Source organism: Snodgrassella sp. B3088, from assembly GCF_026535815.1.
Taxonomy (GTDB): domain Bacteria; phylum Pseudomonadota; class Gammaproteobacteria; order Burkholderiales; family Neisseriaceae; genus Snodgrassella; species Snodgrassella alvi_E.
Genome location: NZ_JAFNPG010000009.1, coordinates 262,068 through 287,854, shown reverse-complemented (window position 1 = coordinate 287,854; position 25,787 = coordinate 262,068). Strand labels below are relative to the sequence as shown.

The 25,787-nt window shown below is 48.2% G+C and carries 18 protein-coding genes; 11 read left to right on the top strand and 7 right to left on the bottom strand.

Going from position 1 to position 25,787, the window contains the following annotated elements:
- The first annotated feature begins 766 nt into the window (after window positions 1-766).
- From J3U75_RS08170 to proP, 3 genes are all read left to right on the top strand, one after another.
- Window positions 767-2,458, top strand: a complete 1,692-nt coding sequence (locus tag J3U75_RS08170; protein ID WP_267391448.1) for a glutamine--tRNA ligase/YqeY domain fusion protein — start codon at window positions 767-769, stop codon at window positions 2,456-2,458.
- A gap of 132 nt (window positions 2,459-2,590) precedes the next feature.
- Window positions 2,591-4,753 (top strand): YccS family putative transporter, encoded by a 2,163-nt coding sequence (yccS, locus tag J3U75_RS08165; protein ID WP_267391447.1) that lies wholly within the window; start codon window positions 2,591-2,593, stop codon window positions 4,751-4,753.
- Between the two features lie 189 nt (window positions 4,754-4,942).
- Window positions 4,943-6,508, top strand: a complete 1,566-nt coding sequence (proP, locus tag J3U75_RS08160) for a glycine betaine/L-proline transporter ProP (RefSeq protein ID WP_100152177.1) — start codon at window positions 4,943-4,945, stop codon at window positions 6,506-6,508.
- Between the two features lie 496 nt (window positions 6,509-7,004).
- Here proP and J3U75_RS08155 read toward each other — a convergent pair whose 3' ends face one another.
- From J3U75_RS08155 to tsaD, 4 genes are read right to left on the bottom strand one after another with little or no spacing between them, the layout of a single operon-like run.
- A complete protein-coding gene (locus J3U75_RS08155; protein ID WP_267391446.1) occupies window positions 7,005-7,427 on the bottom strand; it encodes a DUF4124 domain-containing protein in 423 nt (140 codons plus the stop codon).
- Window positions 7,428-7,448: 21 nt separating this feature from the next.
- Window positions 7,449-7,934, bottom strand: coding sequence for a hypothetical protein (locus tag J3U75_RS08150; protein WP_100152702.1), 486 nt, complete (start codon window positions 7,932-7,934; stop codon window positions 7,449-7,451).
- A 24-nt stretch (window positions 7,935-7,958) separates the two neighbouring features.
- Entirely contained in the window at window positions 7,959-9,863 is a 1,905-nt protein-coding gene (locus tag J3U75_RS08145; RefSeq protein WP_267391445.1) for an ATP-binding cassette domain-containing protein, read from the bottom strand.
- A 40-nt stretch (window positions 9,864-9,903) separates the two neighbouring features.
- Entirely contained in the window at window positions 9,904-10,926 is a 1,023-nt protein-coding gene (gene tsaD, locus J3U75_RS08140; RefSeq protein WP_267391444.1) for a tRNA (adenosine(37)-N6)-threonylcarbamoyltransferase complex transferase subunit TsaD, read from the bottom strand.
- Between the two features lie 196 nt (window positions 10,927-11,122).
- Here tsaD and queC point away from each other — a divergent pair, with 196 nt between their 5' ends.
- From queC to lipA, 4 genes are all read left to right on the top strand, one after another.
- Complete coding sequence (gene queC, locus J3U75_RS08135) at window positions 11,123-11,785, top strand: 7-cyano-7-deazaguanine synthase QueC (protein ID WP_267391443.1); 663 nt, start codon at window positions 11,123-11,125, stop codon at window positions 11,783-11,785.
- 110 nt (window positions 11,786-11,895) lie between these two features.
- Window positions 11,896-12,168, top strand: coding sequence for a YbeD family protein (locus tag J3U75_RS08130; protein ID WP_100156240.1), 273 nt, complete (start codon window positions 11,896-11,898; stop codon window positions 12,166-12,168).
- The gene (lipB, locus tag J3U75_RS08125; protein ID WP_267391442.1) at window positions 12,165-12,809 is read left to right on the top strand and encodes a lipoyl(octanoyl) transferase LipB; all 645 of its coding nucleotides are present in this window, start codon (window positions 12,165-12,167) and stop codon (window positions 12,807-12,809) included. Before J3U75_RS08130 ends, lipB begins: the two co-directional genes overlap by 4 nt.
- The gene (gene lipA, locus J3U75_RS08120; protein ID WP_267391441.1) at window positions 12,806-13,762 is read left to right on the top strand and encodes a lipoyl synthase; all 957 of its coding nucleotides are present in this window, start codon (window positions 12,806-12,808) and stop codon (window positions 13,760-13,762) included. Before lipB ends, lipA begins: the two co-directional genes overlap by 4 nt.
- A 141-nt stretch (window positions 13,763-13,903) precedes the next feature.
- On the opposite strand, the gene J3U75_RS08115 is transcribed toward lipA, so the two are convergent.
- Window positions 13,904-14,161, bottom strand: a complete 258-nt coding sequence (locus J3U75_RS08115) for a hypothetical protein (protein WP_267391440.1) — start codon at window positions 14,159-14,161, stop codon at window positions 13,904-13,906.
- Window positions 14,162-14,924: 763 nt separating this feature from the next.
- Here J3U75_RS08115 and gltB point away from each other — a divergent pair.
- Both gltB and J3U75_RS08105 read left to right on the top strand, forming a co-directional pair.
- Window positions 14,925-19,391 (top strand): glutamate synthase large subunit, encoded by a 4,467-nt coding sequence (gene gltB, locus J3U75_RS08110; protein ID WP_267391439.1) that lies wholly within the window; start codon window positions 14,925-14,927, stop codon window positions 19,389-19,391.
- Window positions 19,392-19,440: 49 nt separating this feature from the next.
- Entirely contained in the window at window positions 19,441-20,850 is a 1,410-nt protein-coding gene (locus tag J3U75_RS08105) for an FAD-dependent oxidoreductase (protein WP_267391438.1), read from the top strand.
- An 80-nt stretch (window positions 20,851-20,930) separates the two neighbouring features.
- On the opposite strand, the gene J3U75_RS08100 is transcribed toward J3U75_RS08105, so the two are convergent.
- Window positions 20,931-22,559, bottom strand: coding sequence for an FAD-dependent oxidoreductase (locus J3U75_RS08100; protein WP_267391437.1), 1,629 nt, complete (start codon window positions 22,557-22,559; stop codon window positions 20,931-20,933).
- A 13-nt stretch (window positions 22,560-22,572) separates the two neighbouring features.
- Window positions 22,573-24,081 (bottom strand): polyamine aminopropyltransferase, encoded by a 1,509-nt coding sequence (locus J3U75_RS08095; RefSeq protein ID WP_267391434.1) that lies wholly within the window; start codon window positions 24,079-24,081, stop codon window positions 22,573-22,575.
- 244 nt (window positions 24,082-24,325) lie between these two features.
- Here J3U75_RS08095 and J3U75_RS08090 point away from each other — a divergent pair, with 244 nt between their 5' ends.
- Window positions 24,326-24,724: a DUF350 domain-containing protein gene (locus J3U75_RS08090; protein WP_100139677.1), complete on the top strand. Its 399-nt coding sequence runs from the start codon at window positions 24,326-24,328 to the stop codon at window positions 24,722-24,724.
- A gap of 28 nt (window positions 24,725-24,752) precedes the next feature.
- Entirely contained in the window at window positions 24,753-25,784 is a 1,032-nt protein-coding gene (locus J3U75_RS08085; protein WP_267391432.1) for an SPFH domain-containing protein, read from the top strand.
- Window positions 25,785-25,787: the final 3 nt, after the last annotated feature.

The following is a 25,787-nucleotide window of genomic DNA, read 5'->3' as shown; positions in this document are numbered from 1 at the left end:
TAAAACATAGCGTTAGTATTTTACATTAAACTTTTGTTCTATGCTTGGTATGGTATATGAAATTTGTGATGGCATTGTCTGCGGTTGGACGGGCAGGTCTATACTTTATTTATTGGTAGGGTCAAAGGCTGCAGGCTGAAATCTACGGGATCATGGTAAGTGTTATAAGGTGCAGCTGTCGGTTTTGTTTGCATAATGATGATTTTATACAAGGGGAAATGAGATGCTATGCAGGTTGATTGTGGTGTTTCTGTTGTAGGTACTGGCGGGAATTTGGAAAAAGGACAATACAGCGGTCAGGAATACTGATTTACTTACGTGCAACTGCGGAGCTTGTGCTTAAGGCTATCGGCTTGAGGCCGGAAACTGCTGGTGTGGCGGCTGTAAAGCTTTGTGATAATTATTAGTATGTATGCAGGGGTTAATTTTAGATGCTACGTGCTGGAAAATAGGGATGACATCTGCTATGGCATGTTTTCCGGTAGCTGGTTGCTCTGCTATTCGTTTGATTAGCCGGATGCTGACTGAGGTAAAAATGCTATTTGAAAAGCTTAAGTAAGCCGATTACGGGTGTTAAAGTAAAATTTTGTTTGTATTTTGGTTAATTTGGTTTAGTATTTGCCAGACTATTACTAAAATACTTAATCCTTTTTTTATTTAGTATAATTGTATATTGCTTATATAAATTGGGTATATAATTATTACCTTTTGGTTGGTATTTTCAGCCGGTCTGCTGTAAATGCCTTTGCACATATTCAGAATAGCTATGCTTAATAAAGATCAGTTTGCCGATAATCATTTTATCCGTTCTATCATTGAGGAAGACCTGCAAAGCGGCAAGTGCCAGCAGGTGATGACGCGTTTTCCTCCGGAGCCGAATGGTTATTTGCATGTTGGCCACGCCAAATCCATTTGTTTGAATTTTGGTCTGGCTTATATTTATGATGGTTTGTGCAATCTGCGCTTTGATGATACGAATCCTGAGAAAGAATCGGATGAGTATGTGCGCTCGATTAAAGAAGATGTGCAGTGGCTGGGCTTTCAGTGGCATGAGGAACATTATGCTTCTGATTATTTCGAGCGTCTGTATGATTACGCAGTGGCGCTGATTCAGGATGGTAAAGCGTATGTGGATGATCTGGATGCGGAGGAAATGCGCCAGTACCGCGGTACGTTAACTGAGCCGGGCAGAAACAGCCCATATCGCGAACGTTCTGTTGAGGAAAATCTGGATTTGTTTGTGCGCATGCGTGGGGGTGAGTTTCCAGATGGCAGTAAAACGCTGCGGTTGAAAATCGATATGGCGGCAGGCAATATCAATCTGCGCGACCCAGTGATTTACCGTATCCGCCGCGTGCATCATCACCGTACTGGTGATAAGTGGGTGATTTACCCGATGTATGATTACACGCATGCGATTTCAGATGCGATTGAAAATATTACCCATTCCTTGTGTACGCTGGAATTCGAATCCCATCGGCCGCTGTACGACTGGGTGGTGGAAAACATTGCTATTGCCCATCAACCTCATCAGTATGAGTTTTCTCGGTTAGAGTTGCTGTATTCGATTACGTCCAAGCGCAAGCTCAATCAGCTGGTGGTGCAGGACCATGTTTCTGGCTGGGACGACCCGCGTATGCCTACTATTTCTGGTATGCGTCGTCGCGGCTATACTCCCGAAGGGCTGCGCCTGTTTGCTAAGCGGGTGGGAATTTCTAAAAGTGAAAATGTAGTAGATATGAGTGTGCTCGAAGGAGCCATTCGAGAAGATCTGGAAAGTGTAGCGCCACGAATGATTGCGGTGTTAAACCCGATTAAAGTGGAGCTTATTAATTTTGATGAGGCAGTGACACAAAGCCGTGAAGCGCCATACCATCCACATCATCCAGAGATGGGTGAGCGTCTGATGCCGCTGAGCAAAACCATTTATATCGAAGCCGATGATTTTGCGTTAGACCCGCCTAAAGGTTGGCAGAGGCTCACACCGGGTGGCGAGGTGCGTCTGCGATACAGCTATGTGATTAAATGTGAGGAAGTGGTGCAGGATGCTTCCGGCCGGGTGGTGTCGCTGAAGTGTTCCATCGATCACGAAACGCTGGCTGCCAAGCCGCAAGGGCGTAAGGTGAAAGGGGTAATACACTGGCTGTCTACGGAGCATGCGGTATCGGCCAAAGTACGTCTTTACGACCGGCTGTTTACAGTGGAGCGTCCGGATGCAGTACGTGGAGATGATGGTCAGTACCGCGATTTTACAGAATTTCTGAATCCGGCCTCGGTAACGGAAATTGATGCGCTGGTCGAACCAGTAGCGAATACGCTGGCACCGGAAACGCGCTATCAGTTTGAGCGGTTGGGCTATTTTGTTACCGACCGCTACGACCATACGCTGGAAAATCCGGTATTTAACCGCACGGTTACTTTACGTGATACGTGGCAGGCACAGGCAGAAAAAAAATAATTGTGCCTGTATTCCTGTGTATATAGCCGGCCGTTATGGCCGGCTTTTTGGTAAACAGAATCCGCCGGACGGGCAGCCGGTCGCTTGTTAAAATAAGCATAATGGTAAGTTCTGCTGATTAAGGACAGTCTGATGAGAACAATTCCGGTGCGTGCCGGTTATCTGGCTAATCTGCCGATGCTGCTGAGCATGGTGCTGGCCGCTTTGTGGGTTTGGTATACCGGTAATACGGCGGAAAGCACGGCTCTGTTTCTGGGGATTATCGCTGGCGGACTGGTAGATTTAGATGATGGTTTTACCGGCCGGCTGCGTAATCTGTTTTTTACGCTGATTCATTTTTCTTTAGCGGCTACGGCAGTTCAATGGACATTTGGGCACCCTCTGGCGTTTTCGCTACTGATGATTTGGGCGGCGTTCACCATGACGATGATGGGTGCCATTGATGCGCGCTACCGTACCATTGCGTTTGGTACGCTGCTGGTGATGCTGTATACGGTGCTGACTTATTCGCCAATGCTGCCTTGGTATACCAATCCGCTAATGCTGATTTGCGGCACCAGCCTGTTTAGCATATGTACGCTTGTGCTGCATTTGCTGTTTCCCAATCGGCCGGTACAGGATAATTTATCAAGTGCTTTTGCGCGTCTGGCCGATTATATGCTGGTGAAAGCACAGTTTTTCGACCCAGATGAGGCTGACTTGCTGGCAGAAAAAGAATTGGCGCTGGCGATGAAAAATACGGCTGTAATTGAGGGGTTTAACCGCTGTCGCGCAGCGCTGTTTTACCGTCTGCGCCGGCAGCATCGCCAGCGCGGTTTGGGCACCTTACTGCAATATTATCTAACCGCACAGAATATTCATGAACGCATCAGCTCGCGCCATGTGGATTATACGGCGCTGGCTCACAGGTTGGCTCATTCTGATCTGATTTACCGAATTCAGCGTTTGATTGTGCTGCAGGCACAGGCTTGCCAGCAGATGAGTGAGTGTCTGCACGAGGACAAACACTATGTATTCAATCCGATGCTGCGCCGTGCTGGTGAGGGCATTGAGCAGGCAGCTGAGCGCTATTGTGCTGAAAATGGTTGTGATGAAGATACACCAGGGTTGCAGCAATTGATAGCCAATGTTTTGGGAATCAATGAGCAGCTATTGTGGCTGGAGCAGGTAAAGACTGGTGCCACAGCAGAAGCAGTCAGCGAGACACAAATCGCAGGACTGGATGTGGATCGCATTCGCGATATTCTGCCGGCTGTGCGCGCTCATTTTACTTTGCAATCAAATGTATTGCGTCATGCGGTACGGCTAGCCATCCTGACGGCAGTGAGCTGTGTGGTGGTGGAAGGCTGCCAGCTTAAAATGGGCTACTGGATTCTGCTCACTGGTGTTATTGTTTGCCAGCCCAACTATTCAGCCACTACTGTCCGTCTGAAGCAGCGTATCGTGGGCACGCTGCTCGGTGTGGTAGTGGGGTCGGTGTTGCCATATTTTGTGCCGACACTGGCTGGCCGGCTGGTGATTGTGGTAGTGAGTACGGTATTGTTTTTTGCTTTCCGTGTACGCCGTTATAGTTTTTCTACCTTTTTTATTACCGTACAGGTGTTGGTTGGCTTTGCTATTATTGGCATGGATACCCAGTCGGCAATGCTGTCGCGCTTTGTGGATACGATTCTGGGTTCGGTATTGGCGTGGTGCGCGGTGTCGTATCTGTGGCCAGACTGGCGTTATCTGACGTTGGGACGGATTGCCCGCCGTGCTCTGTGCAGTGACGCTGCCTATCTGCGGCAGGTTGCGCAGCAATTGCAGCAAGGGCTGCGTGACGATGTGGACTACCGTTTAGCCCGCCGCACGGCGCATGAGCTGGCGGCAACGTTAAGTAATACGGTGGCAGATATGTCGATGGAGCCGGCGCGCTATGGACGACGTCTGCCCGAGGGCAAAACTATTTTGCAACTTAATTATGTGTTGCTAAGCTGTATTTCCGCACTCGGGGCGCTGCGGGCGCAGGTGGATCGGATGCGACCACAGCTGACGCCACAACGAATACAGCACTGGTCTGTTATCGCATCAGCACTGGCAGAGCTGATGGCGCAGGATGCTGCTGAAGCTGTGCTACAAGCTGAATGGTCAAAACTGGACACAGAGCTTGTGCAAAGCCGGCCTCAGGCGGATGAAGATGTGGTGGAGAAAGTGTTGTGGCGGCAGCTACACCGGCTGCATGAACAGCTGCCGGCCTACTGGCAGGCTTTGCAGGCGGATGCAAGGGCTGGTACTGCTGTGCAGGAATATCCATGAAAGTAGCGGAAAAAAAGCTTGCGTTAAGCTGGTTAAAATTCGTGACTAAATAAGTTAATCTTGACGTGCAGTGGTGTTTTCTCAATTATGCTATTGGTGGTTTTCTTTTAAAATCAGATATAAAGCTAAAATTTTGGCGTATGTTATACTGATATTCACCATTTCAATATTAATAATGAGAGGATTACCATGGCTGAACCTAATGAACAGATTGAGACTTCGTCTCAAGTACCGCCATTGATTCCTACCCAGAATGGTACACTGGAATTACACGACATTACGATTGTTGACCAGAGTAAGCTGAAAAAGGCGATCTCAGCAGCGGCGCTAGGCAACGCCATGGAATGGTTTGATTTTGGTGTCTATGGTTTTGTGGCCTATGCGCTAGGACAAGTGTTTTTTCCATCAGCCTCGCCCAGTGTGCAGATTATCGCTGCGCTGGGTACCTTCTCCGTTCCCTTTCTGGTGCGCCCTTTAGGTGGCGTATTTTTCGGTATTCTTGGCGACCGTTTCGGCCGGCAAAAAGTGCTGTCGACCACCATTATTATTATGGCGCTCAGTACGTTCTGTATCGGGCTGATTCCTTCCTATCACAGTATCGGCATTTGGGCTCCGGTGCTTTTGCTGCTATGCAAACTGGCACAAGGTTTTTCAGTAGGCGGTGAATATACCGGTGCAGCAATTTTTGTGGCGGAATATGCGCCCGACCGCCAGCGTGGTTTTCTGGGCAGTTTTCTTGATTTTGGGTCGATATGCGGCTTTGTGCTCGGCGCGGGGTTGGTGGTGTTGCTGGAAAATATCATGGGCTCGTCGCATTTCCTTTCATGGGGCTGGCGTATTCCATTTTTCCTGGCCGCTCCTTTAGGCTTGCTCGGCCTATATCTGCGTCATGCTGCTGAAGAAACTCCGGCTTTCCAGAAACATCTGGATATGATGGAAAAAGAAGAACAGGAAGCAGTGAGCAACCGGCCGCAGGTGTCATTTAAAGAGGTCTTGCGCCGATTTTGGCGAACTTTGCTGGTCAGCGTAGGGTTAGTGCTCACTACCAATATTACCTATTACATGCTACTGACTTATATGCCCAGCTATTTGTCGCATAATCTGCATTACGGTGAAGACCGTGGGGTGCTGATTATTATCGCGATTATGATAGGCATGATGTTTATGCAGCCAATTATCGGATTCACTAGCGACAAAATCGGCCGTAAGCCCTTTGTGATTGGCGGTTCGATTGCTCTGCTGGTACTCGCCATACCGTGTTTTCAGCTGATTACCAGCGGCAAAGTAGGGCTGATATTCCTCGGTCTGTTTATTCTTGCAGTAATATTGAATTCCTTTACTGGCGTAATGGCCTCTACTTTACCGGCCTTGTTTCCAACACGTATTCGCTACAGTGCTCTTGCCAGTGCGTTTAATATTGCGATTATTATTGCCGGATTAACGCCAACCATCGCAGCAGCACTGGTGGACGCCAGCAATAATCTGTTTATTCCGGCCTATTATCTGATGCTGGTGGGCGTAATCGGAATTGTGACCGGTATCTGTCTGAAAGAAACAGCTAACCGCCCGTTACGCGGTGTTTCACCTTCTGCCTCGAGTAAACAGGAAGCGCGTGAGCTGCTAGCACAGACTTATGAGCATATTGAGCAGAGTGTGGAAGATATCGACGCAGAAATTGCACGCCTGCAGGAACAGATACAGACGCTGGAAATGCGCAAACAGCAGTACATTGATTTACATCCGAAGCTTGAATGAGCTTTTAGTAACTTATTTGTTAAAATTCAGCCACTAATGTTAATCCATAATGGTTAATATTAGTGGTTTTTTTTGTTATTAGTAATCTGGAATCTGTAATAAAAATTATTCGAAATGCTGTTGCGTTATTAGGTTTTATAAGAAATGTAATTGGTTGTTCGTTCAACCAATTACAATGAGGTTTAGGAAATGATGAAGTTGATATATTTGCTGCTTTTAACAACTATATAGTAGGGAAGTTGAGCATTTAAGATAGCTCCAAGCCATACAGGTATTAGTCAGAAAGATGTTAATCTGTTTGTTGATCTAAATAATCAGATAGCTTTCTTGATTTGGCTGAAAAGGGGCTGGTGGATAATTCGGTATGTAAGCAATGGTGCCAGATTGATTTGATATAGTAGATTTTTTATAAAATTTTAATCTGAATATAATTTGCTTAATGAATTATCCCTGCTAAAGAATGAAGGAAAAAACTGTAAGCAGGGATATCTGTGATTTAGTTGCCATTCATGGCTTTGTCCAGTTCCTGTTGTCTGGCTTGTACGGCATCTTCTAATCCTTTGATGCGTTCCTGATAGCGTACGTAGTTGCGTTCGTTGCCCAAACGTATTTTTTTGCCTTCTTCCAGCGCTTTTTTGGCATCAGCAAGATTTTTTCGTGCAGAAGCTATTGCTGACTGGTTAGGCTGTTTTTCTGTTTCGTTGTTATCTGTGGGAGCAGAATGGTTGTCCACAGCAGGTTTGTAGGCAGGTGTGGTGGAGAAATTTCCCCCTAAATTATTGGCCTGACGACAGTTTTTGCCATTTGGTACTTCTGAATAGCTGTGGTTGCCACGGCTGTCGGTACATTCGTATATCTGTGCTAGTGCAGTAGTGCTCAGTAAGGAGCATAGTGCAGCCAGAATGAGGTTTTTTTTCATGATTTGTCCTTTGTCAGGGGGTTACATGCGGCCAAGTTCGCGCTGAATGGCCTGAATATTCTGCTGGCGGTCGAGTACGGCGCTTTGCAACTCGGTAGTATTGCCGCCTTTGCCAGTACGGCTGCGGTTAAGTGCTTCCTGTGCCTGAGCCAGTGCGTTGCGCTCGTTGGTCAGTTCCTGTTGCAGGATTGCACGGCGGGTATTGTCGCTGCCTTTGGGTACGATATTTACCGAGGGCTGGGGTCCACTGTATGCTGTGGCTACGCGTGTGGCCGGGCGCGGTCGACTACGCACGCTTGTTGAAGAGCTACTACTGCGGTAGCTGGGGCGGCTGTCGCTATAGCTGCCGATAGCAGGCAAGCTAGCGACGGCACAGTTGCCTTTAGGTTTTGATGTATAGACAACTTCGCCGTTTTCAAGGCAGGTATATACTTTTGCCGGTACTTGCGCACTGATGAGCAGACTGCCAGAAATGATCAGTATGGGAAGCGCTTTTTTATATGTCATTATTAAACCTTGTACATCAATCATTCAGTTTTGTTGGCTGATGTCTTCAAGCTGTTGCTGCCATTCAAGCCATTTTTCTTCAGTTTGGGTTAATTTTACTTTGAGCTCGGCTAGTTGGGTAATGGTTTGTTGTAATTTTGTGCGGTTTTCGTCAAGGTAGGCTTCTTCGCTGGCGAGAAAGGCTTCGCCTTCCTGCTGCTGCTGTTGCCAGGTTTCCATGTCGCGTTCGGCTTTTTCGATATTTTTCATCAAGGGTTTGGTCAGTTTGGCTCGTTCCTGCCGCTGTTGTGCTTCGATGCGTTTTTGCTCTTTGCGCTTAATGCTGTCGCTGGAGTTTTGCGGCTGGTCGATACTGGTTTGCTCTTGTGTCAGACGCCATTGGCGGTAGTTGCTTAGGTCACCATCAAAGTGTCTTAGCTCACCATGATTAAGGTATATCAGGGCATCGGTGGTGGATTCGAGCAGGCTACGGTCATGCGACACTACGATTAATGCGCCCTGAAAGCTTTGTAACGCTAGTGTCAGGGCGTGGCGCATGTCTAAATCCAGATGGTTAGTGGGTTCATCCAGCAGTAAAAGGTTGGGCTTCTGCCACACAATCATGGCCAGTGCCAGCCTTGCTTTTTCGCCACCTGAAAAAGGGGCTATAGGTTGCATTGCCATATCGCCGATAAACGCAAAGCTGCCAAGGAAATTGCGAATTTCCTGTTCGCGCACGTCTGGAGACAGTTGCTGAATGTGCCATATTGGGCTTTGGTCGGCACGTAAGGTTTCAAGCTGGTGCTGTGCAAAGTAGCCGATTTTGAGTTTTTCGGCTCGCACAATCTGTCCGCTTAATGCTTGCAGGCTGCCGGAGATGGCTTTTATTAGGGTGGATTTACCGCTGCCATTGACACCTAGCAGACCATAGCGGGCACCCGATTCGACTGAGAGGTCGATGCTGTGCAATACCGTTCGGTCGCCATAACCTAGATTGATGTTTTCCAGTTTTAGCAGCGGATTGGGCAGATGGTCTGGCTGGGCAAATTCAAATGAAAACTCGCTGTCCAGATGAGCTGGTGCGATACGTTCTAATCTGGCCAATGCTTTGATGCGACTCTGTGCCTGCACTGCTTTGGTGGCTTTGGCTTTGAAGCGGTCAATAAAGGATTGCAGATGCTGTATGTGTGCCTGTTGTTTGATATAGGCGGCCTGCTGCTGTGCGAGTCGCTGTGCGCGCTCTTGCTGGTAGAAATCGTAGTTGCCACCGTAAAGAGTCAGTTGTTGCTGTGCCAGTTCGACGGTTTGGGTGGTGGTGGCGTTGAGGAAATCGCGGTCGTGCGAGATGATTATCTGGGTGGTTTCGAGACCGGCCAGATGTTGCTCTAGCCACAGGACAGTTTCTAAATCCAGATGGTTGGTGGGTTCGTCTAGTAGAAGCAGATCAGTACGGCACATGAGTGCCTGAGCCAGATTTAGGCGCATACGCCAGCCACCGCTGAATGATTTTACTGGCTGTTGCTGTTCTTGCTGTGAGAAACCTAGGCCGTTTAGTAATTTGGCGGCACGTGCTGGTGCGCTGTAGGCACCGATTTCATCTAGACGTGCATGAAGTTCGGCCTGTTTGAGTCCGTCGTTGCCTGCTTCGGCCTGTTGCAGCAGTTGTTGTAGTTGCTGTAATTCTGTGTCGCCTTGAAGTACGTAGTCCAGCGCAGGGATATCAAGTGCCGGTGTTTCCTGCTTGACGGTGGCTAGCTGCCAGTGTTTGGGTAGGCGTAGGTCGCCGCTGTCATGGCTGATTTTTCCTTCCAGCAGGGCAAACAGGCTGGATTTGCCGGTGCCATTTTTGCCAATCAGGCCGACGCGCTGACCGGGATAGATGGTCAGGCTGGCGTGTTGCAGAAGCTGTTTGCTACCACGCTGTAAGCTGAGATTTTTTATTTCAATCATACATATCAAACGCTACAAGTTGAGAGGCAAGGGGGGCGGGTTAGTTGACAATCTGGCTAAGCGGCCAGCGCGGTCTAACATTAAAACTGCCGGTAGGGCGGGCGCTGGACAGATGCATAGCTCCGGCAAAGGCAATCATGGCACCGTTGTCAGTGCAGTAGGCTAGCGGAGGAAAAAATGTATGCACTTCAGGAAGGCTGCTGAGGCTTTGGCGCAACTGCCAATTGGCACCCACACCGCCAGCTACGACCAGTTGTTTGTAGCCGGTTTGCTGTAGTGCCTGTTTGGCTTTGCTGGTCAGTACATCGACAACGGCGTTCTGGAATTCGCGGCAGATATCATGTCTGATTTGTTCGGGTAAAGCTTCGCCGCAGCCAGTTTCTGCTTTGATTTTGTTGACGGCAGTAAGTACGGCGGTTTTTAAACCGGAAAAACTCATGTTCAGGTCATGCGAATGCAGCATGGGGCGCGGAAAATGCAGGCTGCCGCTGTGGCCAAGTCTGGCTAGCTCGGACAGTTTGGCACCGCCTGGATAGGGCAGGCCAAGTAGTTTGGCAGTTTTATCAAATGCTTCACCGGCTGCATCATCGATGCTTTCGCCCAGTAGGGTGTAGTCGCCGATGCCTTTGACGGCCATAAATTGGGTGTGACCGCCAGAAACCAGTAAGGCGACAAATGGAAAATCCGGTTTGTCGTCGCTGAGCAACGGCGACAGCATATGGCCTTCTAGATGATGGACGGGAATGATGGGTTTATTTAGGGCAAAAGCCAGTGCGTTGGCAAAGCTGGCTCCGGCAAGTAATGCACCACCTAGTCCTGGGCCTTGGGTATAGGCGATGGCATCGATGTCGGCAAAAGTTTTGCCGGCCTGATGCAGACACGCCTGTGTAAGCGGTGTTAGGCGGCGAATATGGTCGCGGCTGGCCAGCTCGGGCACGACGCCGCCATATTCGGCGTGCATGGCAATTTGTGTATGCAGCTGATGAGCCAGTAGTCCGTGTTCGGTGTCGTATAGGGCAACGCCGGTTTCGTCACAGGATGATTCGATTCCCAGTACCAACATGTTTGAATATTTGAATTTAAAGCAGTAAAGCGGTTTATTTTACCTGTTTTGGTGGCTTTCGTGGACTGGCTGTCGGTAGGGGAAGAGCAAATGTTTTATAATAAGTACTTGCGTGGTTCGCAAACTTCCCACGTCAGACGGCGGTAAAAGCGGTTTTTACGGCTGTTTCTGAAATCAAAACTAAGGAAACGAAATAATGAAACAACATACTCGAGCGCTGGTAATTTTTTCCGGCGGTCAGGATTCGACGACTTGTCTATTACAGGCTATTGCGACTTATGGGCGTGAAAATGTGCAGACGATTACTTTTCAGTATGGTCAGCGCCATGCGATTGAGCTGGAAAAAGCACGCTGGATTGCGCAGGACTTAGGCGTAGCCCAGACGGTAATGGATTTGTCATTGCTGCAAAGCATTACGCATAATGCGCTGATGGATAAGCAGGAGTCTATTGAAACTCCGGCAAATGGGCTGCCGAATACGTTTGTAGATGGCCGTAATGCGTTGTTTCTGTTGTATGCCGCTATTTTTGCTAAAGGACAGGGTATTCATGATGTGATTGCTGGCGTATGTGAAACCGACTTTTCCGGCTATCCGGATTGCCGCAATGTGTTTGTACAGTCGATGAATGTGACGTTGAATCTGGCTATGGATTATGAGTTTCGTCTGATTACGCCGCTAATGTATCTGGACAAGGCACAGACATGGGCGCTGGCAGATGAGCTTGGCTATCTGGATTATGTGCGCGAGCATACGCACACTTGCTACAACGGCGTGGAAGGCGGCTGCGGTGAGTGTCCAAGCTGTGTATTGCGTGAACGGGGTCTGCAAACCTATCTGGCACAGAAAAGAGCTGTTTAATATGGGTTTAAGGCTGCTGTTTGCCTGTGATTAAATTTTTTTACGTGATTAAGCCTGTTTTGCATGTGATTTACATGGTAAAAACGTGACCAAACAGGAAAGGTATGAAGATGAGTGATGATCTGAAAACCAGTATTATTGAATTTCCGCTGGATTTCCCGATTAAGGTAATGGGTGAACAGCATCCGGAATTTGCGGCTCGGGTGCTGGACGTGGTGCAGCAGCATGCGCCAGAAACCGCAGCTTCAGATATTAATACCCGCCCGAGTAGTAAGGGTAATTATATTAGTGCTACAGTGGTGGTTCGTGCCGAAAGTCAGCAGCAGTTGGATGATATTTATCGTTCTTTAAGCAGCCATCCGATGGTGAAAGTTGTACTATGAAAGTGGTGCAGCTGGGTTTACGCGCTTATCAGCCGGTATTTGCTGCAATGCAAGATTTTACGGCTGCTCGCACAGCCCAAACCGAAGATGAGTTGTGGGTTGTTGAACATCCGCCCGTATTTACACAGGGCATGGCCGGTAAACCGGAACATATTCTGGTGCATGATGATATTGAGGTAGTACAGATAGACCGCGGTGGGCAGGTGACTTATCACGGCCCGGGTCAGTTGGTGGTGTATACGCTGATTGATTTTAAGCGTCGCCATATTACCGTGCGTGAGCTAGTAAGCCGGTTGGAAAACAGTATTATTGCTACGCTGTCCGATTATGGCATTGCAGCGGAGAATGACCCGAAACGGCCCGGTGTCTACGTTAGCGGCCGGAAAATCGCGTCGCTGGGGCTGCGCATTAAACAGGGTGCGGTGTATCACGGGCTGGCGCTGAATGTGAATATGGACCTGACTCCGTTTACACACATTAATCCTTGCGGCTATGCCGGCTTGCATATGACGCAGATTGCTGAGCTGATAAAGCCGTGTCCAACACTGGCTGAAGTGGCAGAACGCTTAACCGGCTACCTGAGTTTGCAATTGAATGCTCCGCCTCCTGAGCGGCCATCTACACAGAAAGTTGTACTATGAATCAAGATAACAGCCAAGGGGTAAAACACAAGGGTGCAGAAAAAACGGCACGTATTCCGATTAAAGTGGTTCCTCTGGAACAAAAGCTGAAAAAACCGGAATGGATTCGGGCACGTTTACCGAGCAGTCAGAAGTTTTTTGAAATTAAAAGTATCGTGCGCGAACAGAAGTTGCATACGGTATGTGAGGAAGCCAGTTGTCCAAATATCGGTGAATGTTTTAGCAAGGGTACGGCTACTTTCATGATTATGGGTGATATCTGTACTCGTCGTTGTCCGTTTTGCGATGTTGGCCATGGCCGTCCTAATCCGCTGGATGAGCAGGAACCAAGCCATCTGGCTGCTTCGGTAAAAGCGATGAATTTGCGCTATGTGGTGATTACGTCTGTTGACCGTGATGATCTGCGTGATGGTGGTGCGCAGCATTTTGCTGACTGCATTACTGCTATCCGTAAAGCCAGCCCGCATACTCAGATTGAGGTGCTGGTGCCGGATTTCCGTGGACGCCTAGATATTGCACTGGAAATTCTGGCGCAGACTCCGCCGGATGTGCTGAATCATAATCTGGAAACGGCACCGCGGCTGTATAAACAGGCGCGTCCTGGTGCAGATTATCTGCATTCACTGAAATTGCTGAAGCAATATAAGGTGCTACGTCCTGAAGTAGCCACCAAGTCTGGATTGATGGTTGGTCTGGGTGAAAGTGATGAAGAAATTCTGCAAGTGATGCAGGATTTACGCGACCATGATGTAGAAATGATTACCATAGGCCAGTATTTGCAACCCAGCAACAGCCATTTGCCAGTGTTGCGCTATGTGACACCGCAGCAGTTTAAGGCTTTTGAAAAACGTGCTTATGAGATGGGATTTAAGCATGGTGCTATTGGGGCGATGGTTCGCTCGAGTTATCATGCAGATGTGCAGGCTGAGCACGCAGGTGTGGTAAACGAATAAAACTTCAAGGGAGATGCGGGCATCTCCCTTATTTATTGATGGCAAAATACAGCATGCAAACTAGAAGATGCGTATTTTGGCTGTTATTTACGATACGCGTGAATTTTAGCCGCTAAAATTTCAATGCGTCTTTTCGTTTTTTCAGCGGCATTTACGTGGACTTAGACTTTTTATTTCTTCGTTTGTATGTAAATCGTATATGCGAATAATAGCTCCTGGAGAACCTGCACACAGGCTAATTTTAGTGCTGGTAATACCTGTGCCATTTTGTGCAACAAATTTAATATTCGGAGCTAAATCTCTTCCAAATTCATCTTCCGCGACAATATGATAATCGCCTTTCGGAGTCATACAACCACAGAGAAAGGCAATGATGATCAGGCAAAAAATATTTTTCATTTATTTAAATTTATTTTAATTTTGTAATGATATTTTATTTTATCGATAAATACTTTAAATGTCATTTGTTTGTTAATTTTCATTTTCTATCAGTTGTGTTTATTTAGGCAGATAGCTTTACCAGTGGGAGATTAAATGAATATTTTGGCAAAAAATTGATATTGGTTGGAATGGAAATGAATATATTGCCGGTGATCATCGGCATGGTGCTGCTCAGAGAATTTACTTTTCTGGTTCTGGATAGGGATTATTGAATACTATTTTTGGCGCAAGATCTGCGCTGTTGTCGCAAACATAAATTAGAAAATGTTTTAGGCTGGTGAGAGGATTTCAAATAAAGTCTGCACATTCATTCAAGTTAAAGATACGCAGGATAAGGACAATTTTTTTCTTTAGGGTCAGGTGTAGGCTGCCAGTTGTTATATATAATTGAATTACAATAATAATTGATTATTATTTTCATTTAGAATAATTTGCTGATGACATTATTCGTGTTTTCAGCAAATTTTTTTGCTTTCTGAAGACTGATTAACACGTTTATGTAAATTGGTGAAATATAGTGATTTTTTGATTAAATGCCGGTTTAATCTGCATATATATGTCTCTGGGTAGTGATTTATGCTGTAATTGATTCAAATTATAGCGTTTTTTTTATCGTTTCTATGAAAAAAGGTTTTGACGTTAAAGGGTAAATTTTTGTATGTTTGTTACCTTGTCTAACTAAATTGTGCTTTGCAATCAGTGCAGCAAACGAGGTTTCCTGATGTCCGGCTTATACGACCATACTCTGGTAAAAGAAAACTGCGGTTTTGGATTAATCGCCAATATTGAGGGTGAACCCAGCCATAAGGTGGTGCGTACCGCAATATTGGGGCTGTCGCGCATGCAGCATCGCGGCGCGATTTTGTCAGATGGTAAAACTGGTGATGGTTGTGGCCTGCTGCTGCAAATGCCGAAAAAATTCTTTCAGGCTGTGGCTGAGGAAAGCGGCATCACTCTGGCTAAAAATTTCGCCGTCGGCATGATTTTCTTTCCGCGCGATGAGGCGCTGGCACAGGAGTACAAAGCCATTATTGAAGAAGAGCTGACGCAGGAAACGCTGAATATTTCTCTGTGGCGCACGGTGCCCACCAACCCTAAAATGCTTGGCGCCATTGCGTTAGCCGATATGCCACATATTGAGCAGGTGTTTGTGAATGCACCTGCCGGCTGGCTGCCGCGCGATTTGGAGCGGCGGCTGTTTATGACGCGCCGGCGGATTGAGAAACGCATTAGTCACCGAGATTTTTATATTTGCAGCTTGTCTAATCAGGTGATGATATATAAAGGGCTATGCATGCCCAAGGATTTGCCGCGCTTTTATCCTGATCTGGCTGATTTGCGTATGCAAAGTGCAATTTGTCTGTTTCATCAGCGCTTTTCTACCAATACGCTGCCGCGGTGGCAATTGGCGCAGCCTTTTCGCTATTTGGCGCACAATGGGGAAATCAATACCATTTCCGGCAACCGTGCTTGGGCACGAGCACGCTCCTACAAATACCATACGCCTTTGATTCCGGATTTACAGACCGCTGCGCCGTTTGTGAATGAAACTGGCTCGGATTCCAGTTCTCTGGATAATATGCTGGAGCTGTTTGTGAATGGTGGTATGGATTTGTTTCGTGCTATGCGTTTGCTGGTACCACCGGCATGGCAGCACAATCCAGATATGGATGACGATTTACGCGCATTTTACGATTTCAATTCTATGCATATGGAGCCATGGGACGGGCCGGCAGGAATTGTGCTCAGTGATGGGCGCTATGCAGCCTGTACGCTCGACCGCAATGGTCTGCGGCCAGCGCGCTATGTGATTACGCAAGATAAGCTGATTACTATTGCCTCCGAAGTAGGTATCTGGGATTACGCTCCCGATGAGGTGGTTGAAAAAGGCCGTGTCGGCCCCGGTGAGCTGCTGGTGATTGATACGCGTGAAGGACGGTTGATGCAGTCGGCAGACATTAATATCGAGCTGAAAACGCGCCATCCGTATAAAGAATGGCTAGACAGAAATGTTTTATCGCTAATTCCATTTGAAAAACTGCCGGAAAATGAAACCGGAGAAGCCATTTTTTCAGCAGACCAGCTGTTGGTTTACCAAAAACTATTTGGCTATGACATGGAAGAGCTGGAAAGTGTGATTCGTGTGTTGGGCGAGAATGGACAGGAAGCAGTAGGTTCGATGGGAGACGATACGCCGTTTGCAGTACTTTCGCAGCGACCACGCCTGCTGTTTGATTATTTCCGCCAATACTTTGCTCAGGTAACCAATCCGCCAATAGACCCTTTACGCGAAAAGCATGTGATGAGCCTGAATACTTGTATCGGGCGTGAGATGAGCGTGTTCTTTGAGGCTGAAGGCATGTCGCATCGGGTGAATTTTAAATCACCAGTATTGCTTTACTCCGATATGCAGCAGTTGCTTCAGCTTTCTGCCGAACACTATCAGCATCATCACCTGCAGGCGGTGTACAACCCAAATGAAACCAGCTTGCAGGAAGCTTTGCTGCATTTGTGTGATGAGGCAGTTGCTGCGGTCAGAAATGGGGCAGTTCTGCTGGTGGTATCTGATCGCAATGTCAGCCGTAATGCTATGCCGATTCCGGCTGTGCTCAGTGTGGGCGCGATTCAGCAGCGGCTGGTAGAAACCAATTTGCGATGCGATGCCAATATTGTGGTTGAAACCGCATCTGCACGAAATCCGCACCATTTTGCCGTACTGATTGGTCTAGGTGCTACAGCGGTGTATCCGTATCTGGCGTATGAAAGTCTGGCCAGAATGGTAAGTATTGGTGCGATTACTAAACCTTTACGGCAGGTGATGCTCAATTTCCGTAATGGTATCAATAAGGGTCTGTATAAAATCATTTCCAAAATGGGTATCTCTACCATTTCGTCTTATCGCTGTGCCTGTCTTTTCGAAGCCATTGGTTTTCATCATGAAGTCATGCAGTTGTGTTTCAAAAATATGGTAAACCGTATTGAAGGGGCTACATTTGCACAGCTAGAAGATGATCTGCGCTGGTTCCACAAACGTGCATGGCAGAAAAGCCGTGGTCTGGAAATTGGCGGTTTTCTGAAATACAAGCCGCAGGGTGAATTCCATGCCTACAATCCAGAAGTGGTGAATACCTTACAGGCTGCCATCAACAGCGGTGACTATGCCCGTTACCGCCACTATGCGGATGCTGTGAATAAACGCCCTCCCTCCATGCTGAGGGATTTGCTACGGCTTAAAACGGAAGCAGCCACACCAGTGGCACTTGAACAGGTAGAAGCAGCAGAAAATTTATATAAACGATTCGATAGCGCGGCTATGTCGATTGGTGCATTAAGTCCAGAGGCACATGAGGCACTGGCCACGGCGATGAATCGTCTGGGCGGCTATTCCAACTCTGGCGAGGGTGGCGAAGACCCACGTCGCTACGGCACCGAACGTGTTTCACGGATTAAGCAAGTGGCTTCGGGGCGTTTTGGCGTCACACCGGCCTACCTGATGAGTGCCGATGTGATTCAGATAAAAGTAGCGCAAGGTGCCAAACCGGGTGAGGGCGGACAGCTTCCCGGAGATAAGGTCACCCCATACATCGCGCAATTGCGCTTCGCTGTGCCCGGTTCCACCTTGATTTCACCACCCCCGCACCATGATATTTATTCCATCGAAGATTTAGCACAGCTGATTTTCGATTTAAAACAGATTAATCCGCGTGCGCTGATTTCGGTAAAACTAGTGTCTTTACCGGGCGTGGGTACCATCGCTACCGGCGTAGCCAAAGCTTATGCAGATTTGATTACTATATCCGGCTATGACGGCGGCACTGGCGCCAGCCCGATAACCAGTGTGAAATACGCTGGTAGTCCGTGGGAGCTGGGACTGGCAGAAGCCCAGCAGGCACTGGTAGAAAACAATTTGCGCCACAAAGTGCGGTTACAGGTTGATGGTGGCTTGAAAACCGGTCTAGACATCGTTAAAGCGGCTATTCTGGGAGCGGAAAGCTTTGGCTTCGGCACTGGCCCGATGATTGCGCTGGGCTGCCGCTATCTGCGTATCTGTCACCTGAATAACTGTGCCACTGGCGTGGCTACGCAGGATGACACTCTGCGCCACGAACATTTCCACGGTCTGCCTGAAAAAGCGATGAATTATTTTAAATTCATTGCACAGGATGTGCGTGAAATCATGGCACAGCTCGGCATCACCCGCCTGACTGATTTAATCGGCCGCACGGAGCTATTGGAAATCGTTGCTGGCATCACTCCGAAACAGGGTACGCTGGATTTAAGCAAGTTACTGTATTCACCCAAGGTACCGGATGGCAGTGCTCGCTACTGTACGCAAACCAATCCGCCATTCGATACTGGTCGCCTCAATCACACTATCATGCAGGACGTTGGCGATGCCGTACAGAGCGGTGCCGATGTGGATCTGACCTATGATATCAATAATACCGACCGCTCCGTAGGCGCTGCCTTAGCCGGACAGATTGCTGCTACTCATGGAAATCGTGGCCGTACTTCACAACGCTTTGACATCTATCTAAATGGTACTGCCGGACAGAGTTTTGGTGTTTGGCTGGCTGGTAGCATGAATCTGTATCTAACTGGCGATGCCAACGATTATGTCGGTAAAGGTATGGCCGGCGGCAAAATCGTGATTAGGCCGCATGGCGGCACTGCTTTCCGGCCAGAAGACACCACCATTATTGGCAATACCTGCCTTTATGGTGCTACTGGTGGCAAATTGTTTGCTTCTGGCAAGGCAGGTGAGCGCTTTGCGGTGCGTAATTCTGGTGCCACAGTCGTGGTGGAAGGTATTGGCGACAACGGCTGTGAATACATGACCGGCGGAGTAGTGTGTGTATTAGGCAAAACCGGTATCAATTTCGGTGCCGGTATGACTGGTGGCTTTGCCTATGTGCTGGATGTGGATGGCGGCTTCAGACAGCGTATTAATTCTGAGCTGGTTGAAGGTTTAGACATCGCCGCACTCACCATGCATCAGGAAAATCTACGCGGCCTCATCGCCGAGCATGTGGAAAATACTCACAGCCCGCTGGGGGAACGCATTCTGGCTGAGTGGGACAACTATGTGAACCGCTTTGTGCTGGTGAAACCAAAAGCCAATGATGTCGATGCGCTGCTGGGGCACAAACCGCGTACCGTCACTGAATTGCGCGCTGTTACCCAGTAAGAGCAGACATTAAGACAGCAATAATCAAAAATCGTGCAAGGAACACCACATGAGTCAACGCGAAAATGTTTATCAGTTTATTGATGTACCGCGTGTCGATCCACCGAAAGAACCGCTAAGCGTACGCCAGCAGGAATTTGCGGAAATTTATCAGCCCTTTACCACAGCACAGGCAATTGCTCAGGCAGACCGCTGTCTGGCCTGTGGTAATCCGTACTGCCAGAATAAATGTCCGTTGCACAACAACATTCCCAATTGGCTGCGACTGGCGAATGAAGGGCGGATTATCGAAGCAGCTGAGTTAGCACACACCACCAACAGCCTTCCTGAAGTCTGCGGCCGCGTGTGCCCGCAGGATCGTCTGTGTGAAGGCGATTGTACCTTGAATGCGGAATTCGGCGCCGTTACCATCGGAGCCATCGAAAAATACATTACCGAACAGGCATTTGCGCAAGGTTGGCATCCAGATATTGCCACCGTGGAAAAAGTGGGTAAAAAAGTAGCGGTGGTTGGAGCCGGACCCGCCGGCCTCGGCTGTGCCGATGTTCTCATCCGCAATGGTGTGGACGTGACCGTATACGAACGGGCATCCGAAATCGGCGGCCTGCTCACCTTTGGTATACCGGCGTTCAAATTGGAAAAAGAAGTCATGATGCGGCGGCGGCACGTACTCACTGATATGGGCATACAATTCAAACTGGGTGTCAATGTCGGCACCGACATTAGCTTGCAAGAGCTTGAGCAGCAATATGATGCAGTGTTTTTAGGCGTGGGTACCTATCAGGGACTACGTGCCGGCATCGAAAATGAAGAGGCCAGCGGTGTTTATCTGGCTTTGCCCTATCTGATTGGCAATACGGAACATCTGCTAAACATCGATAGCAAAGATTATGTATGCATGGAAGGTAAGCGTGTCGTGGTGCTTGGTGGCGGCGATACTGCCATGGATTGTGTACGCACCGCGCTGCGGCAGCAGGCCAAAGAAGTAATCTGTGCTTATCGCCGCGATGCTGCCAATATGCCCGGCTCCAGAAAAGAATTCAACAATGCGCGGGAAGAAGGCGTGCAGTTTAAATTCAATGTGCAGCCTCAGGCTGTGGTGACAAACGAAGCAGGCACAGTAACCGGCATTCAGGTTGTCCGCACCAGCATGGGCGTACCAGACGAACGCGGCCGGCGCCGTGCCGAAATCATAGCCGGTAGTGAAGAAATCATTACCTGTGATGCCATAATTATAGCCTTTGGTTTTGCACCGCACAGCATGCCGTGGTTAGGTGAAGTTGGTGTCACCGTGGACGAGCGCGGCCGTATTCAGACTAGTGGTGAATACAAACAGCAGACCGCCAATCCAAAAATCTTTGCTGGCGGCGACATCACCCGTGGTTCGGATTTGGTGGTTACCGCCATAGCAGAAGGACGTGATGCCGCACAAAGTATTATGGATTACTTCGAAATCTAGTATATCAGTAGCAGATTAAGCAGCCTGTGGACAAGTTCGTACACAGGCTGTTGTTTTTCAAATCAGACCGGTAATCAATATTATTGTTGTGCCAGAATCTGCTCAGCGGCACGTTTACCCCAATAGCAGGCTTCCTCGAAAATCGAATAGCCGGATAAATCACTATGGGCAAACTGTAAACGACCCTGATACGAGCGCAACGCCATTAAGCCCGCATTGGTGAGATAACCGGGCTGTGGTACGGCCATGGCATGGCCGCGTAGACTGATACGCGCCTGTACCATACGCTTTCGCAACACAATGCCATAAATCTCTTCCAATTCTTTAGCCGCGCATTGGTATATTTCTTCAGGTGAGGCCGATAGCATCCAGTGACGTATGTTGGTCGGCGAATCATGATTCAATGCTGTATAGGCAGTGAAAGATGTAAAGGGTGGCGGCCCTTGCCGAATTTGCTGGTGCGTGGCCACCACATAGCCTAGCCCATCACCTTGATACAAAATGTTGTCCCATGCCAGCGCGCTGCCTCTTTTTTCTGGAGGCATGCCGCGCAGCAAAAAATTAGCCACAATCCAAGGGGCATACTGAGGCATATGGGTCTGCGGCTGAAAACCATATCGCTGAATATTCTGCACCACGTGAGCTGCGATATACAGTGGCATGGCACAGATTGCATGCCGTGCCTGTAGCCAGAAATATTGCTGTTGTGCAGTACAGATTAACAGACGTACTCCCTGAGCCTCTTCTTCAATCGAAACTGCATAAGCACGGAGACTGTGCGGCTGAGTAAATGGCTGATCGGTTTCAGGAATGTTTTCGATAGCTTGCAGACGGCAAAATGCGCGTATCCGCTGCGACAGCTCATGTAAACCGTGCGGCCAGGTCAGCACTGTACCGTGTTCATTCTGCTCTGTGCCACGGGCGCAGAAATAGTGCAGGCCGGCCCACGCACAGATTTGGCCGATGCCTTGCCCATAATCATCTCGACAGCAATAGTCCAGATACCACAGCAGAGTAGGCGAGTGATAACCTTGCTGTTCCAGCCAATTGGCAAAAGTTATCCGTTCCAGACGGCGCCATTCGTTGTCGTTACTGGCCAAATCCAGCGGAATGGTAAATACACGCTTGCCATCCACACCACGCTGGCTGCTGATCTGATGAATAAAACGGAAAAAACGCTGACTATCGGCATCACGCTGAGGCAGCAATTCATTCTGCCAGTGTTGCTGATAGAATAAACGCTCATTGGGCACCTGTAGCAGTGAGCGCTCATCATACACACCATGCTGATACAGTTGTAAATCGCCGAGTAATTCTCGGATGTGTTCCGATTCCGGTGAGGGTAGGGGCAGATAATGCGCACCGGTGGGGTAATCCACACCAAACTGGTGTTCACCGCGATTATTGCCATTGCGTTCAGCACCATCAAGTAAAATATAATCGTGCATGCCCTGTCTGGATAACTGCCAGGCAGCAGACAGCCCCGCCGCACCACTGCCGACAATCACCGTATTCACATGGCGTGTTGGAATATTAGCTGGAGGTTGTCGTTGCGCATCACGAATAGCATGCCCCACAGCTTTACCGGGGAAATCCACACTGATTGGTGGCTGCCCTGGTACAAAATAGCGCCACGCCTCATAGCTGCTCAAACCCACCATACTGGCGCCCAACACATTGCTGAGAAACCGGCGGCGACTGATTTTCATCTGTTTACCCCTATCAGCGCATCACCGCGCGCCAGTCAGCCTCAAAATATTCCACTAACTTCTGCGTGTTCAGATGATTGGGTTCTACTGCTCGCCGCTGCATATCTTTTGGAAACACAAACATTTCGCGCGTCGTTTCTGCATCTAGATAGCGTGTCGGCACCCGATAATGGTCTGGAATCAGAAACTCACCAGTCTGATTGGCCATCACATAGCCCCACTCACCAAAAGAAGGGACATACACATGAAAAGGTAGCGTTTTCAGTCCGGCAGCTTCCAGTGTATTGACAATGCACCAGAACGCATTGGGTGCAAAGTAAGGTGAAGTAGACTGCACCACCAGATTACCATGCGGATTTAAATGTCGCGCCACCATACGGTACATTGGTACCGAATACAGTTTGCCGAGGGAAAAATTGGAAGGGTCAGGAAAATCGATAATCACCACATCGAATTTTTCCTGATTGTGTTGCAGCCATTGTGCCGCATCCGCATTAATAATGCGCAGTTTCGGGTGATTAAGCGAATTCTGATTCAACTCACGCAAAGCTGCCGAAGTACGGAAAACACGCGTCATACTTGCATCCAGATCCACCAGCGTAATCTGGCTTACCTGTGGATATTTCAGCACCTCCCGTGCTGCCAGCCCATCTCCGCCACCTAGTATCAAAATGCGGGAGGCCTGCGGATTCTGCTCCATCACCGGCAGTACCAGTGCTTCGTGATAGCGTGCCTCATCCACTGAAGAAAACTGTAAATTACCATTAAGAAACAATCTTGTATCATTATGCCATTTCGTAATCACCAGCCGCTGATAAGGAGAAGCGGTGCTAAACACCACTGGGTCACCAAAATAATGTTGTTCTGCTTTATTCGTAATGTGATTGGCGTAACAGAAAAACAGCAATAAAACCAACAGCACTATATTGCCGCGCATACGTAGACGCTGGTAACGAGGTAGCTCGTGCTTAAACAGCCGCGCTGTCAGCAGTGCCACTGCCGTATTTAAAATCCCGAACAACAGCGCACTTCTTGCCATGCCCAGCTTTGGAGCCAGAATCAGAGGAAACAACAACGAAACAGCCAGCGCTCCTAGATAGTCAAAAGTCAGTACACGGCTGACCACTTCTTTAAACTCCACCTCACGCAGATTCAGCACCCGCATCACCAGCGGCAGCTCCATTCCCGTAATAATACCGATAATCAGCACCAGCCCGTATAGCACCGAACGAAAAGGTGCCGCAGAAAAACCAAATAAAACAAACAAAAGCAGCGCCGAAACACCGCCGACAATTCCCACCAGAATTTCAATATCAATAAAGCGGCTCAGCGCATCACGGTCGGATATATAACGAGTCAGATGCGCACCAATGCCCATCGCAAACATATACACACCGATAATCGACGAAAACTGGAGTATCGAGTCACCAAGCAAATAGCTGGCCAGTGCCGCCATAATCAATTCATAAGCCAGCCCACAACTGGCCACAACAAACACAGAAACAATCAAAGCAGGATTCACAAATTATCCTTTTAATATTTTTTCAGCATCACAGCAGCCACCTGCCGTCCGTTGAAACCAGCTCTGTAATAAAAATAAAGCATCCCGATTAAAAAATACTTAATAAATATTTCTGCTCTAGCAACAAACCTGATACCACATTTCAAGCTAAAGCTAACAAATTGCAAAAAAAAGTAAATAATAAACTATACAAAAACATTATTATACGGTATGTTAAAAAACTAAACAGTCAGGATAATAAACTATGGTAATTACTCTCTGGCAGTACATACAATATTTAAAATATTTTGGCGTTGCCCTGTTGCTACTTATCGTATTTATTATTTTTTATATACGAATAACTCCGGTAGCCGAACTAAAATTGATTAAGCAGGGCAACCTTGCCTGTGCCGTCTCAATGAGCGGCGCCATGATCGGATTCTGCATCACCCTCATTTCCAGCATGTTGCAATCTGTCAATCTCATCAGTTTCATCATCTGGGGCGCGGCAGCCATGATTGTGCAGATTCTGGTGTACTTTATTGCCACATTGCTTATCCCCAAGGCCAATTTCGAACTGGCGAACAACAATATCGCCGTCGGCGCCTTGTTTTTCGGGCTGTCAGTGTCGATCGGCATCCTTAATGCAGCTGCACTAAGTTAACAATCAAACATCTGAACGGGATACAAAAATGGTTCTGAACTCAATTTTTGGCATTAACAAACTCGGTGGCTTCATCAAGAAACAATTCATTGATGTAATCCAGTGGGAAAACCCCGACCCTGAAGTCCTGATGTGGCGTTTTCCGATTAAGGATCAGGAAATTCAAAACGGAGCCGCACTCATTGTCCGCGAATCACAAAATGCCTTGTTTGTAGACGAAGGCGCCATCGCCGACCTGTTTGGTACCGGTACATTCACACTCAATACCCAGAATCTGCCCTTACTAACCGATCTCAAACATTGGGGTAAATTATTTCAATCACCATTCAAATCCGACGTGTACTTCTTCAATATGCGTCAGCAGCTTTCCAGACGCTGGGGCACCGCACAGCCGGTTACTATCCGCGACAATGATTTCGGTGCTGTTTCTGTGCGTTCATTTGGTATGTATTCATTCCGTATTGCCCAGCCAGAATTGTTTTTTAGCCAAGTAAGCGGTGTATGCGAAGAATACCGCACCGAAACACTGGAAGAACAGCTGCGCAATCTGGCTGTTACTCAGCTTGCCTCCGCTTTTGGCAACGCAAATATTCCTTTTCTGGATATGGCCGCTAATCAGATGCTGCTGTCGGAACAAATGACTACTCTATTACAACCGGCATTCACCGCCATGGGACTTGCGCTGGAAAATTTCACCGTAGAAAGCATTACCCTACCAGAGAGCCTGCAAGAGCGGCTGGATGAACGCATGGGCATGGGTATCGTTGGCGACATGGGACGCTACACCCAATACCAGACGGCTCAGGCTATTCCACTGGCTGCACAGAATGAAGGCGGAGTAGCCGGCATCGGAGCTGGATTAGCTGCCGGTATGAATATTGCTAATGTCATGACTTCAGGTATCACCGGTGCTGCCACTTCCGCACCGGCCTCTAAACCAGAAACAGCAGATATAACCGCTCGATTGTCACAGCTGAAAACCCTGCTGGAGCAGAATCTTATCAGTCAGAGCGACTATGATTCAGCTAAGGCCGAGATTCTCAGAAAACTCACTGACTAAATG